The sequence below is a fragment of the Postechiella marina genome, from assembly GCF_039538365.1.
GTDB lineage: Bacteria > Bacteroidota > Bacteroidia > Flavobacteriales > Flavobacteriaceae > Postechiella > Postechiella marina.
In genome coordinates this window covers 141,171-153,593 of record NZ_BAABCA010000002.1, presented here as the reverse complement: position 1 = coordinate 153,593, position 12,423 = coordinate 141,171, and the positions used below count along the sequence as shown (strand labels likewise).

14 protein-coding genes are annotated in these 12,423 nt (G+C 31.3%); 9 read left to right on the top strand and 5 right to left on the bottom strand.

Features of this window, described 5'->3' with window-relative positions; all coding sequences use genetic code 11:
- Positions 1 to 645 (bottom strand): DUF4271 domain-containing protein, encoded by a 645-nt coding sequence (locus ABD715_RS04480; RefSeq protein WP_344786900.1) that lies wholly within the window; start codon positions 643 to 645, stop codon positions 1 to 3.
- 153 nt (positions 646 to 798) lie between these two features.
- On the opposite strand from ABD715_RS04480, the gene ABD715_RS04475 reads away from it, so the two are divergent.
- Genes ABD715_RS04475 through ABD715_RS04465 form a run of 3 tightly spaced genes read left to right on the top strand, consistent with a single transcriptional unit; the run spans position 799 to position 3,361 of the window.
- Complete coding sequence (locus ABD715_RS04475) at positions 799 to 1,524, top strand: polyprenol monophosphomannose synthase (protein WP_344786898.1); 726 nt, start codon at positions 799 to 801, stop codon at positions 1,522 to 1,524.
- Positions 1,525 to 1,528: 4 nt separating this feature from the next.
- Positions 1,529 to 2,875 (top strand): dihydroorotase, encoded by a 1,347-nt coding sequence (locus ABD715_RS04470; RefSeq protein WP_344786897.1) that lies wholly within the window; start codon positions 1,529 to 1,531, stop codon positions 2,873 to 2,875.
- A complete protein-coding gene (locus ABD715_RS04465) occupies positions 2,876 to 3,361 on the top strand; it encodes a DUF4296 domain-containing protein (RefSeq protein WP_344786896.1) in 486 nt (161 codons plus the stop codon).
- On the opposite strand, the gene ABD715_RS04460 is transcribed toward ABD715_RS04465, so the two are convergent.
- A complete protein-coding gene (locus ABD715_RS04460) occupies positions 3,339 to 4,346 on the bottom strand; it encodes an NAD-dependent epimerase/dehydratase family protein (protein WP_344786895.1) in 1,008 nt (335 codons plus the stop codon). The genes ABD715_RS04465 and ABD715_RS04460 overlap by 23 nt on opposite strands.
- A 205-nt stretch (positions 4,347 to 4,551) precedes the next feature.
- On the opposite strand from ABD715_RS04460, the gene tyrS reads away from it, so the two are divergent.
- Positions 4,552 to 5,847, top strand: a complete 1,296-nt coding sequence (gene tyrS, locus ABD715_RS04455) for a tyrosine--tRNA ligase (RefSeq protein WP_344786894.1) — start codon at positions 4,552 to 4,554, stop codon at positions 5,845 to 5,847.
- A gap of 190 nt (positions 5,848 to 6,037) precedes the next feature.
- Here the strand turns inward: tyrS and ABD715_RS04450 are convergent, their stop codons facing one another.
- Positions 6,038 to 7,018, bottom strand: coding sequence for a LuxE/PaaK family acyltransferase (locus ABD715_RS04450; protein ID WP_344786893.1), 981 nt, complete (start codon positions 7,016 to 7,018; stop codon positions 6,038 to 6,040).
- 113 nt (positions 7,019 to 7,131) lie between these two features.
- Positions 7,132 to 7,473: a T9SS type A sorting domain-containing protein gene (locus tag ABD715_RS04445; protein ID WP_344786892.1), complete on the bottom strand. Its 342-nt coding sequence runs from the start codon at positions 7,471 to 7,473 to the stop codon at positions 7,132 to 7,134.
- 205 nt (positions 7,474 to 7,678) lie between these two features.
- On the opposite strand from ABD715_RS04445, the gene ABD715_RS04440 reads away from it, so the two are divergent.
- Together ABD715_RS04440 and ABD715_RS04435 are read left to right on the top strand one after the other, a co-directional pair.
- The gene (locus ABD715_RS04440; protein WP_344786891.1) at positions 7,679 to 8,356 is read left to right on the top strand and encodes a response regulator transcription factor; all 678 of its coding nucleotides are present in this window, start codon (positions 7,679 to 7,681) and stop codon (positions 8,354 to 8,356) included.
- Positions 8,356 to 9,399: a sensor histidine kinase gene (locus ABD715_RS04435; protein ID WP_344786890.1), complete on the top strand. Its 1,044-nt coding sequence runs from the start codon at positions 8,356 to 8,358 to the stop codon at positions 9,397 to 9,399. The genes ABD715_RS04440 and ABD715_RS04435 overlap by 1 nt, the downstream gene beginning before the upstream one ends.
- Here the strand turns inward: ABD715_RS04435 and ABD715_RS04430 are convergent.
- Positions 9,373 to 10,428, bottom strand: a complete 1,056-nt coding sequence (locus tag ABD715_RS04430; protein ID WP_344786889.1) for a glycosyltransferase — start codon at positions 10,426 to 10,428, stop codon at positions 9,373 to 9,375. The two genes, ABD715_RS04435 and ABD715_RS04430, sit on opposite strands and share 27 nt — an antisense overlap.
- Before the next feature lie 267 nt (positions 10,429 to 10,695).
- On the opposite strand from ABD715_RS04430, the gene trmB reads away from it, so the two are divergent.
- Genes trmB through ABD715_RS04415 form a run of 3 tightly spaced genes read left to right on the top strand, consistent with a single transcriptional unit; the run spans position 10,696 to position 12,340 of the window.
- The gene (trmB, locus tag ABD715_RS04425) at positions 10,696 to 11,373 is read left to right on the top strand and encodes a tRNA (guanosine(46)-N7)-methyltransferase TrmB (RefSeq protein WP_344786888.1); all 678 of its coding nucleotides are present in this window, start codon (positions 10,696 to 10,698) and stop codon (positions 11,371 to 11,373) included.
- Positions 11,374 to 12,003 (top strand): lysine transporter LysE, encoded by a 630-nt coding sequence (locus ABD715_RS04420; RefSeq protein ID WP_344786887.1) that lies wholly within the window; start codon positions 11,374 to 11,376, stop codon positions 12,001 to 12,003. It begins immediately after the preceding gene.
- A gap of 4 nt (positions 12,004 to 12,007) precedes the next feature.
- Positions 12,008 to 12,340, top strand: coding sequence for an MGMT family protein (locus tag ABD715_RS04415; RefSeq protein WP_344786886.1), 333 nt, complete (start codon positions 12,008 to 12,010; stop codon positions 12,338 to 12,340).
- Positions 12,341 to 12,423: the final 83 nt, after the last annotated feature.

Sequence of the window (12,423 nt, the reverse complement as noted above, 5' to 3'; positions counted from 1 at the left end):
TTATTCGATAAACACCTTGTATAAAATGATATAAGGTGCGATTTCGAGAGCGCAAAGATACAAAATAAAATAAAACAAGTTGTTTTTTATTGTATTTTGATGTGTTTTAAAAGAGGTTAAAAGTCCTATTAAGTTAATTAATAACAATAAAGCAATCATTACATAAATTATTGTTAACGCTTTAGGGAAAGCATAAACAAGCAACCCATTTATTGGTATTAAAATAAGACCCAAATAGTTTTTATAAGTTATTTTTTGAAAAAGGTAAGCGTCCATTAATTTATCTATTTCAAAAAGGCTACCAATTAAGCGCTCTAACAGTACTTTAATTAAGATAAAAACACCTACACCAACCGTTAATTTAAACATGGTGTTTATGTCTAGCGCATAATGTTGGTAATTATATTGCAGGCATATAACTCCAAAAATAGCAGACGATAGTATGAGGTTAATAAACAAAAGGGCATCAAAATTGTCGAAGAATTTTTGGTCTCTAGAATAAATTTTTAGATACTTTATACTGCCTAAAACAAAAATAAAATCGTTAAAGCGTTTGGGAGCAACCAGTTTTGCTACCGAGATAACGGTAAGACCTATAACCATTAATATGGTAATTAATTCGTTTGATGTAACCTGGCGAAGCATGGCATAAAATTATTATAATTTTAATAAACCTCTTGCAATTATTAAGGAATATTTAAAAAAAAGAATCTTTTAAATGATGTACATTTGCTGAAATTGAATAAAAAAATAAAAAAGGAAGCTGTTTAAAAATTTTTAAACAGCTAATGTTAAGAGATGAAAGACGCTGTAGTAATAATACCTACATACAATGAAATAGAAAATATTGAAGCTATTATAAAAGCTGTATTTTCGCAATCTGAAGATATTAATATTCTTGTTGTAGACGATAATTCTCCAGATTTAACAGGGCCAAAGGTAAAGGAACTTCAAAAAGAGTTTCCTAATCGGTTGTTTTTAGAAATAAGAAAAGAAAAATCTGGTTTAGGTACAGCTTATATCCATGGTTTTAAATGGTGTATCAATAGAGCTTACAAATACATTTTTGAAATGGATGCCGATTTTTCACATAATCCAACAGATTTAATAAAACTATACAATGCTTGTAGTTTAGATGGTGCAGATTTATCTGTAGGTTCTCGCTATGTAACTGGAGTAAATGTAGTAAATTGGCCCATGAGTCGCGTGTTAATGTCTTACATGGCATCAAAATATGTGCAATTAATTACAGGTATGGCTATTCACGACACAACAGCAGGTTTTGTTTGTTATAAACGCGAAACTTTAGAGGCTTTAGATTTAAATAAAATTAAATTTATTGGCTATGCTTTTCAAATAGAAATGAAATTTAAAACATATCTAAAAAAACTAAAAATAATAGAAGTACCAGTAATTTTTACAGATAGAACAAAAGGAGTATCTAAATTAAGTTCTGGAATTATATCTGAAGCTATATTTGGTGTTATTTCAATGAAAATTAAAAGTATATTCAAAAAAAAATAGGGAGATGAGCAAAAAAACGATGTTAATTAAAAATGCCAATATTGTAAACGAAGGCACTATTTTTAATGGTGATATTTTAATAGAAGGCGAATATATTAAAGAAATTAGTAGCTCTATAAGTGCAAAATCTGCAGATGTGCATGTGTTCGATGCCGAAGGTAAATACGTATTACCCGGTGCTATAGACGATCAAGTACATTTTAGAGAGCCAGGTTTAACGCATAAAGCCAATATAGAAACAGAATCTAAGGCAGCAATTGCAGGAGGTATTACTTCTTTTATAGAAATGCCAAATACAAATCCACAATCTACAACAATAGAAAAACTTGAAGAAAAATTTGATATAGCAGCAAAAACATCATCTGCAAATTATTCTTTTATGTTTGGTGGTACTAACGATAATTTAGACGAAATTTTAAAGGTTGATGAAAAAAATGTAGCGGGATTAAAATTGTTTTTAGGTTCGTCAACAGGAAATATGTTGGTTGATGATTTAGATGTTTTAGAAAAAATATTTAAAAGCACCAATATGGTTATTTCTTTACATTGTGAAGACGAAGCTACTATTAAAAAGAATTTTAAGGAGCATTTAGATAAATATGGAGACGATATTCCTGTAAAATATCACCCAGTAATTAGAAGCGAAGAGGCTTGTTATTTATCATCGTCTAAAGCTATAGAACTGGCTAAAAAAACCGGAGCCCGAATTCATGTTTTTCACTTATCTACAGCAAAAGAAACAAGTTTGTTTAGCAACAAAATACCTTTAAAGGATAAAAAAATAACATCGGAAGTTTGTGTGCATCATTTATGGTTTACAGATCAAGATTACGAAGAAAAAGGAACGTTTATTAAGTGGAACCCAGCAGTAAAATCTCAAAAAGATAAAGATGGTTTATGGGACGCTTTGTTAGACGATAGAATTGATGTTATTGCAACAGATCATGCGCCACATACTTTAGAAGAGAAACAAAACGTTTATACTAAAGCGCCTTCTGGTGGCCCACTAGTACAACATGCTTTGCCTGCTATGTTAGAAATGCATCATAAAGGTAAAATTTCGATAGAAAAAGTTGTAGAAAAAATGTGCCATAACCCAGCAATTTTGTTTCAAGTTGAAAAAAGAGGCTATGTTAAAGAAGGTTATTTTGCCGATTTGGTGTTGGTAGATTTAAATAACCCATGGACGGTTAATAAAGATAATATTTTATATAAATGCGGATGGTCTCCTTTTGAAGGAGCAACCTTTAAATCGAGAATTACGCATACATTTGTAAACGGTAGTTTAGCATATAAAAACTTTAAATTTTACGATGTTAATGCAGCTAAACGATTAACTTTTAATAGATAAATGCTTAAAAAACTAACAGTACTTGTAATTTTATCGTTATTACTAACTGCATGTTACCAATATAACGAGCCAAAGAAGCCAGATAACTTAATTTCTAAAAAGAAAATGGCTAACATATTAATCGATTTAAGATTAATACGATCTGTAACTGGTAATAACAAAAAAGTGCTAGACACTCATAATGTTAAGGCTGCGCAATACGTGTATAAAAAATATGATATTGATAGTTTGCAATTTGCTTTAAGTAACAATTATTATGCTTTTCATGTTCAAGAATACGAAGACATATATGCATTAATGAAAGATAGTCTAGATGGTTTAAAAATTAAATACAAAACATTAATAGACGAAGAAACTAAGGCCAAAAAGAAAGCCGATTCTATAGAGAAAGCTAAGAAACGTAATAAGAATAAAAAAATAGAGCATTTAAAAGATTCTATTAAAACAAAGCCAAAAGGGTTAATTAAACCTGTTTCTGATAAATAGTACCAATTTGGCTTATACTTTCGTCTATGTTTTTAAAATTATAATTTAAAGTATCTTTAATTTTTTGATTGTTATAGTTGCTTTTGGTGCTTAACGATCGTGTTAAATGTTTGGTTAATTGCCTGCGTTTGCCCGTTAGTGTGCTTATTAACCAATCTAATCTCCAGGCGATATTTAATAACCATGGCTTGGCTCTCTTTTTTGGTGGTTTTCCGTTTACAGATATAGCTAAGCTTTGTAAAAAATCTTTGAATGTTTTGTGTTCTGCAACAAGAACAAAGCGTTCGTTTTTTATATCACTTTTTATAAGTGCAATCATAATATTTACAACATCGCTAACATCTATTAAAGCAACAGTGCCTTGGGTATAATAAGATAAACCTTTAGCTGCTTTTTTAAATAAATTTCCTGTGCCATAGCGCCAAATTCCAGCTCCTAAAATAACACCAGGATTTATTATAACAACATCTAAACCTTCTTGTGTGCCACGCCATACTTCCATTTCTGCCCCATATTTAGAAATAGCATAAACATTATTATCGTCTTCAGGATTCCAAATAGTTTTTTCTGTAACAGCTTCATTATTTAGCGAATTGCCTAAAGTAGCTATAGAGCTAACATGGCAAAGTTTTACAACACCAAAAGCAAGACAAAGATTAACAATGTTTGCTGTGCCATCTATATTGGTGCGTCGTAAAAGGTTAAATTTATTTGGTTCGAAAGATACAAATGCTGCACAGTGGTATACATGCAAGACACCTCTAAAAACTTCTGTTAGCGTGGGTATGTCTAACAAATCTGCCTGTACCCATTCAATTTTATTAAATAAAGCTTCGTAATTATCTGTATAACAAGAAAATACTTTTTTTGTGTTTTCTATTTTTTTAGGTTTTCTGTAAATAGCTCTAACTAATTCATTATTGCTAATTAATTTGTAAAGTAAATGAGAACCTACTAAACCTGTACCACCTGTTACTAAAATCATACAACGAAAGTAATAAATATTTCAAATAATTAATTCAATTTTTATAATGATAATAACTATTGTTAAAGTTTTAAATGCAACGCTTTTTTTAGTTAAAAACCTTTTTAAAAGAATAAGGCTTTTTGGAGTTAAAGAATTATGAATAATAAAGGCATAGATTGTAGTTCTATTTTTATATTTGCACCTAGTATAAAAAAGATAAAAAATGAAGAGCAATTTTGTAGCAGAATTAAAGTGGAGAGGGATGTTGCACGATGCCATGCCAGGAACAGAAGAGCATTTAATGACTGAAATGCAATCTGCCTATGTTGGTATAGATCCTACAGCAGACTCGTTACACATAGGGCATTTAGTTGGTGTAATGATGTTACGCCACTTTCAATTAGCAGGACACAAGCCATATGCGCTTATTGGAGGAGCTACGGGTATGATTGGAGATCCCTCAGGAAAATCTGCAGAGCGAAATTTACTAGACGAAAAAACGCTACGTCACAACCAAGATGCTTTAAAAGGGCAATTGGCCCGTTTTTTAGATTTTAATAGTGATGCTGATAATGCAGCTATTTTGGTGAATAATTATGATTGGATGAAAAATTTTTCGTTTCTAGAATTTATTCGCGATGTTGGTAAGCATATTACGGTTAATTATATGATGGCCAAAGATTCTGTAAAAAAGAGGTTATCTTCTGAAGCTAAAGAAGGAATGTCTTTTACAGAGTTTACATATCAGTTAGTACAAGGTTACGATTTTTTACACCTTTACAGGGCTAATAATTGTACTTTGCAAATGGGAGGTAGCGACCAGTGGGGAAATATAACTACAGGTACAGAGTTAATTAGACGTATTGGAGGCGGTAAAGGTTATGCCTTAACCTGTCCTTTAATAACAAAAGCAGATGGTACTAAATTTGGTAAAACAGAAGGCGGTAATGTTTGGTTGGATGCTGATAGAACATCGCCCTATAAATTTTATCAATATTGGTTAAACACCTCTGATGATGATGCCGAAAAATACATTAAAATATTCACTTTTTTAACAGAACAAGAAATAAGTGGATTGATAGAAACACACAAAGAAGCTCCGCATTTAAGAGTTTTACAAAAGCGTTTGGCAGAAGAAATTACTACAATGGTACACTCTAAAGAAGATTTAGAGAACGCTATTAAAGCTAGTGCAATTCTTTTTGGTAAATCTACTAGCAAAGATTTAAAAGGTTTAAACGAGCAAACGTTTTTAGATGTTTTTGATGGCGTGCCCCAAAAAGAAATTTCTGCGTTAGATATTGAAGAAGGTGTAGATATTATTTCTGCTTTAGCAGAAAAAGGAGGCTTTTTAAAATCTAATGGAGAGGCGCGACGTGCACTTAAAGAAAACTCTATATCTGTAAATAAAGAAAAAGTAAAAGACGATTATACTCTAACAAAAGCAGATTTAATTAATAATAAATTTGTTTTGCTGCAACGTGGTAAGAAAAACTACTTTTTATTAAGAGTGGTATAATAGTAAGAAGTATAAAAACAAAAAGAAAGCCTGATTGTAAAATCAGGCTTTTTAAATAACCAACCAACTAAGTTGGGAAAATAAATTTTTCTTAATCTTAGCTATATATTAAGTCGTTACTATTTCTATAACCTTACATTACAATAAAATTATTTAAATTTTATTTCTTTTATTACATATATTAAGTAGCTTAAAATACCATTAAGTTGCAGCCCCGAATATCAGAATTATCAAACCTGCCAATAACTTCAAAACTACCATCGTGGTGTACACGTCCTAAATCTTGTGTAGCAATAAACGAGCAGGAATTTATATTTGCTAAATCTATAACATTAATACCTCCTGTTTTACCAACGGTTTGTATACTAAGCGCATCTTCGGTATCACGTGTTAAAATGCGCATCCATTTTGGCGTATTAAAAATACCTTGTCCTTTGGAGTAGCCTTGGCTTAAAAGCTCGGTCATTCCGTATTCACTATGTATATAATCTACACCAAAACCTTGCTTTAATTTCTGGTGTAACTCAGCTCTTATTAATTCTTTTCTTCGCCCTTTCATACCGCCAGTTTCCATAATAATGGTATGCTTTAAATTAAATTTAAAGGCTTCAACCAAATCTAAAAGTGCAAACGATACGCCAATAAGTAATACTTTTTTTCCTTCAGAATCTAGTTTTATTAAAGTGTCTTTTAAATCAGAAATCGTATCTAAATAAAAGCCACTTTCTTTATGTTTAGATTGCGAAATCATATCATCTACCATGTATATTAAAGAAGAGCCAGTGCGTTCCAAATACGATGGTAATAAAGCCAAAACAACATAGTCTTCTATATTGTTATAAAAATATTTAAAACCTAACCTAAAGCTCTCTTTGTAAATATTTAAATTGGTAACATGGTGCTTACTAGTTAAAGCTCCTGTTGTTCCGGAGCTTGTAAAAGTGGTTTCTACCTTGTTTTGTGAACTTAAAATATTATGAGATTTAAAAAACTGAATGGGTAAAAAAGGGATGTCGTTTATGGTCTTTACATCGCTAGGATGTTTGTAAAGTAAATCGCAGAACGAGCGGTAAACTTTATTGTTGTTAAACTGATGCTTAAATACCTGTAGCGCCAAATTCTCAAACTCAATTTTGTTTTCTATATTAAAAATGGCATTGGTGTCAATCATTTAAAAAGTGAAATTTATTAATAGTTGGTGTTGTTATAACCGAAAGACAAAAGTATATAAAATAAAAAAGCATTGCCAACAGACAATGCTTCAATAATTAGATTTTTTTTATATTATTTTATAATAAGTTTTCTGGTTTCTGCAATATTATCTTCTGTAATTTTTAGCATATAAACTCCAGAGTTTAGCTTCGAAATATTTAACTCTTTACTTGTTAAAATAGTTTGATATACCTTTTTACCTAAAACATTATAAATTTCAATGCTTTTGGTTAGGTTTTTTTTAGATGTAATATAAATGTACGGTTTCCCGCTTGCAACCGGGTTAGGGTAAATAGAAAGTTTTTCTATTTTATCGTTTATAGGCGCATTGCTGTAGCTGCTTTGAGCAAACCCAAGTTGGGTTACAAAGAAGCATAAAGTTAAAAATGTAATTAAAATGTAGTTTTTTTTCATCAGCTAGCGTTCTATTGTTAAAGGTAAGAATTTATATCAAAATTTGTACCAAAAAAGTGTTAAAGATTTATGCTTTATGTCTAAAAGTTAACCTACAGTAAGTTGTGTGTTACGTTATTGTTATTTGTGAGGCAAATTTTATAAATTTGTGTTAGAAGTTCTATCTTTACTTGAAGTAATAACTCTTAAAGAAATTTTTTTCAGAATGAATAAAAAAAATATCAAGATCCTTTTAGTGGATGATGAACCAGACATTTTAGAAATAGTTGGTTACAATTTGTCTAATGAAGGGTATCAGGTAATAACTGCAGAAAACGGTCTTGAAGCTGTTAAAAAAGCAAAAAAAGAAATTCCTCAGTTAATAATTTTAGATGTTATGATGCCTGAAATGGATGGTATTGAAGCATGCGAATTAATTCGAAAAAACCCTGATTTAAAAGACGTTGTTATTACATTTTTAACTGCAAGAGGCGAAGATTACTCTCAAGTTGCTGGTTTTGATGCTGGAGCAGACGATTATATAACAAAACCTATAAAGCCAAAGGTTTTAGTTAGTAAAGTAAAAGCACTTTTAAGACGTTTTAAAGAAGAAGAAAACGATACCGTTAAAATTGGTAATTTAGTTATTAATAGAGACGAGTATAAAATTATTTTAAAAGGAAACGAAATAGTTTTGCCAAGAAAAGAATTTGAATTACTATCTTTATTGGCATCTAAACCAGGTAAAGTTTTTAAACGCGACGAAATCTTAGACAAAGTTTGGGGTAACGAAGTTGTGGTTGGAGGTAGAACCATAGATGTACATATTCGTAAATTACGTGAAAAAATAGGCGACAAAAGTTTTAAAACAGTTAAAGGTGTCGGCTACAAGTTTGTAGATTAATGCAAAATAAAATAAAAAAGTCATATAGGTTCGCGTTTAAAACGTCGCTGTATATAACTATATTTATAACGCTCTTTATGAGTGTTTTTTTATATTTTTTCTTTACTTTAAAAGTATTGCCAGTTATAGGTTTCGGTCTATACTGCTTTGCTTTTTCTTTTATTGTAATACAATTTAGGGTAGAACGTTTTATATATAAACGTGTAAAAAAGATTTACGACGACTTAACGCTGTTAGAGTCTACAAGTTTTTCTCGTGGGCCAATAACAACAAACATGGCAACACTTACAGAAGAGATCGATAAGTTTGCGCGTAATAAAAAGTTAGAAATAGAAACCTTAAAAGTTAGAGAGCAATACCGTAAAGAGTTTTTAGGTAACGTATCTCACGAATTAAAAACACCTTTATTTACCATTCAGGGTTATATTTTAACACTGCTTGATGGTGCTATGGATAATAAAATAATTAGAGAAAAATATTTAAAACGTGCTAGCGAAGGTGTAGAACGCCTTAGTTTTATAGTTAACGATTTAGATATGATTACCAAATTAGAAGTTGGTGATTTAAGGTTAGAAATGGAAGATTTTGACATTGTAGAGCTTGTTAAAAATGTTTTCGATACAGTAGAAATGCGAGCGCACAAGAAAAAAATTACGCTAACTCTAGACATGAATTATAATGCTCCAATTATGGTACGAGCAGATAAAGAGCGTATACAACAAGTGTTAGCAAACCTTGTAATTAACTCTATTAAATATGGAAGCGAAAAAGGAACCACAGAGGTAAGCATAGAAAACCTTATTAAAAACAAAGTTATTGTTCGTGTTACAGATAATGGAGAAGGTTTAGATGCCAAACATTTACCACGACTTTTCGAGCGTTTTTACCGTGTAGACCAAAGTGGATCTCGTAAAGTAGGAGGCTCTGGTTTAGGTTTATCTATTGTAAAACATATTATAGAGGCTCACAACGAAAAAATTTATGTAGAAAGTGAGTACGATGTAGGTAGCGAATTTTCATTTACACTCGAAAAGGCCGAATAAATCTTTAAAATCCAGATGCGAATCAAACATTTTTAAGCCCTTAAAATCATCAATATTTTTTAAACGCTCAGCAGTAAAATCATCTTGATTGCAACTAGGTACAAAGCCTTTTTTTGTTAACCTTAAGGCCAAATACTCTTGTTCAAATTGCCCAGGAGTAGCAATAAAAAACGCATGTTTTTTAAGCTTAGCCAAATCCATAATTGTGGTGTAACCAGATCTCGAAATAATTAATCTGCTTTGGTTAATGGTTTTTTCAAGCAAATCCGTAGTCATAAAATTATAAATAGACATATTAGCCTTAATAGCTATTTTTTGTTCCTTTTCCATAACGCCTCTTACAAAAATAATACTTCCATTATAAGCGTTAAGCTCTTTAAAAAGCTTTTCTTCCAGTAAGGTACGCTGTGGCTCGGGGCCAGAGAGTAGCACCAAAATATCGTTGGTAATACTTATGTTTTTTTTGTTAAACCTACTTAACAGACCCAGATATTTAGTAGGCGTTTTAAAAGCCTTTGTATGTCCTAATTTACCACTTAAATTTGGTTCGTCTGCATTATCGGGTACCCAACATTCATCAAATTTTTTAATAATTTTTTGATGAAGCTTCGTACTCAGCCAGCTCGTAGTGCCACTCAAAACATTTAATTGATGCGTAATAAAAACCGAAGGCACTTTTTTACTGTAAACCCCAAGCCTACTATCCGATATAATACCGCAAATGTCATGCATATCAACAATAGCCTTAATCGCTTTTTTTTCGGCCTTAATTGTTTTAATTAAATAAGGCGAATCTTTAATCATTTTCAATTTAAAATGTTTCCCTTTTTTAGCATAAGTTATATTATAGCTTGGCAACTCTATACTAGAAAGGGTCGCGAATTCCTTTTGCAAAAGCAGTAAAGCCTCTCCATCGCTAGCAATAATAGGCTCAAAACCATAAGCCAATAAAGCCTTAATAATAGGAATACAACGTGTTGCATGTCCTAAACCCCAATTTAACGGAGCTATTAAAATTCGTTTTCTCATTATATTATTTTGGCGTTACCACAAGGGTCGGGCTATTCGCTATATCTTTTTTTGTGCTTAAATAATTTTAAGGTTTTCTTTAAAGCTTTTAAGATAGTATAAAAACAAAGTTATTAATAAAATGGGTTTAAAGCACAAAAAAAGGATGTCGCTGCTATCCCTAACGCACTTTTCTGCCAAATTCAAAGGTAAGCTTATAATCGCTTGATTATATTTCCGTAGTTTTACCAAAAATTTATAAAAGTAACACGAAATCGTTAATAAACCGTGGGTAGTAAAAACAAACTAAAAAGATTTAGAGAAAACGAAACCTTTGCAAATGTATTCCAGCCAAGTAGAGACGAGTTGGTAAAAGAAACATACAGCTTAAAAGGCCAATGGAATAAAACGTTTTTTAAAAACAACAACCCTCTTGTTTTAGAGTTAGGTTGTGGTAAAGGCGAATACTCGGTTGCATTAGCAAAAAAATATCCCAATAAAAACTTTATAGGCGTAGATATAAAAGGCGCACGTTTTTGGAGAGGAGCCAAAACAGCAATAGAAGAAAATATACCCAATGTCGCTTTTTTAAGAACCCAAATAGAATTAATAGATCATGCCTTTGCAGTAGGAGAGGTAGACGAGATTTGGATAACCTTTCCAGACCCTCAAATAAAATACAAGCGTACAAAACATAGAATGACAAATGCCGAGTTTTTAAAACGCTATAAGCAAATTTTAAAACCAGACGGTGTTGTTAATTTAAAAACCGATAGCGAATTTATGCACGGTTATACACTAGGTTTATTACATGGTGCAGGCCACGAGGTATTATATGCAAACCACAATGTATATAAACAAGAAGGCAGCCCAGAAGATGTTACAAGCATACAAACCTTTTACGAGTCTCAGTACTTAGAAGTAAATAAGCCTATAACCTATATTAGATTTAAAATTAAAGATTAAATGGGTATAACATTTATCTTTTTCTTAGGTTTATTTTTTGCCTTGTTGGGTGTTATACCACCAGGCTTACTTAACATGACAGCTGCCAAAATAAGTTTAAAAGAAGGGCATACGCGTGGTATTATGTTTTCTATAGGCGTATGTGTTATTGTTTTTGCACAAACCTATATAGCCTCTATATTTGCGCGCTATTTAAGTAACCATCGCGAAGTTGTAGACATTTTACAACGTGTCGCATTTGTTATTTTTGTACTTATTACAATTTACTTTTTGTTTATTGCTAAAAGCGAACCCAAAAGCCAAAAAGAACCAAAAATAAGAAGCAAGCAAAGTCGTTTTTTTCAAGGCATGTTTTTGTCTAGTATAAATGTGTTTCCTATACCATATCAAGCCTATTTAACCATAACATTTGCCTCTTTTGGCTGGTTAGATTTCGAGAAAATAAGCATTATAGCTTATGTCTCTGGTGCAGCTATGGGGACTTTTGTAACGCTTTACATGTATATTTTCTTTTTTGATAAAATAAAAGGAAAAACATTAACATCTCAAAAAAACATGAATCGTATTATTGGAGGTATTACAGCTTTAATATCTGTAGTAACTTTGTTTAATATTATTAAAGAAATGTAATGTTATGAAACCCGAAACTTTAAATTTTTTCGATAAAGTTTATAAGGTTGCCAAGCTTATACCTTATGGTAAGGTTACAAGTTACGGTGCTATTGCCAAATATTTAGGAGCAGCACGTAGTGCAAGAATGGTGGGCTATGCCATGAATGGATCGCATAATAAAGACGTGCCAGCACATCGTGTAGTAAATAAAAAAGGGCTACTAACGGGTAAGCATCATTTCGAGGGCACAAACCTTATGCAACAACTTTTAGAAAGTGAAGGTGTTGAGGTGGTTAATAATCAAATTCAGAATTTAAAATCTGTGTATTGGGATCCTTCAATAGAGTTAAAATAAATTATTTTTCGACTAAAATTTATTCTCTAAAAATTAAATTAAAATACTGTAGATTAGAAAAATATAGTATATTTGCGCCCTCA

Coding starts and splice junctions, on each gene's coding strand:
- ABD715_RS04475 (WP_344786898.1), top strand. CDS start 799: ATGAAAGACGCTGTAGTAATAATACCTACATACAATGAAATAGAAAAT.
- ABD715_RS04440 (WP_344786891.1), top strand. CDS start 7,679: ATGAATAAAAAAAATATCAAGATCCTTTTAGTGGATGATGAACCAGAC.
- ABD715_RS04415 (WP_344786886.1), top strand. CDS start 12,008: ATGAAACCCGAAACTTTAAATTTTTTCGATAAAGTTTATAAGGTTGCC.
- ABD715_RS04470 (WP_344786897.1), top strand. CDS start 1,529: ATGAGCAAAAAAACGATGTTAATTAAAAATGCCAATATTGTAAACGAA.
- tyrS (WP_344786894.1), top strand. CDS start 4,552: ATGAAGAGCAATTTTGTAGCAGAATTAAAGTGGAGAGGGATGTTGCAC.
- ABD715_RS04460 (WP_344786895.1), bottom strand. CDS start 4,346: ATGATTTTAGTAACAGGTGGTACAGGTTTAGTAGGTTCTCATTTACTT.
- ABD715_RS04450 (WP_344786893.1), bottom strand. CDS start 7,018: ATGATTGACACCAATGCCATTTTTAATATAGAAAACAAAATTGAGTTT.
- ABD715_RS04435 (WP_344786890.1), top strand. CDS start 8,356: ATGCAAAATAAAATAAAAAAGTCATATAGGTTCGCGTTTAAAACGTCG.
- ABD715_RS04480 (WP_344786900.1), bottom strand. CDS start 645: ATGCTTCGCCAGGTTACATCAAACGAATTAATTACCATATTAATGGTT.
- ABD715_RS04465 (WP_344786896.1), top strand. CDS start 2,876: ATGCTTAAAAAACTAACAGTACTTGTAATTTTATCGTTATTACTAACT.
- ABD715_RS04430 (WP_344786889.1), bottom strand. CDS start 10,428: ATGAGAAAACGAATTTTAATAGCTCCGTTAAATTGGGGTTTAGGACAT.
- ABD715_RS04420 (WP_344786887.1), top strand. CDS start 11,374: ATGGGTATAACATTTATCTTTTTCTTAGGTTTATTTTTTGCCTTGTTG.
- ABD715_RS04445 (WP_344786892.1), bottom strand. CDS start 7,473: ATGAAAAAAAACTACATTTTAATTACATTTTTAACTTTATGCTTCTTT.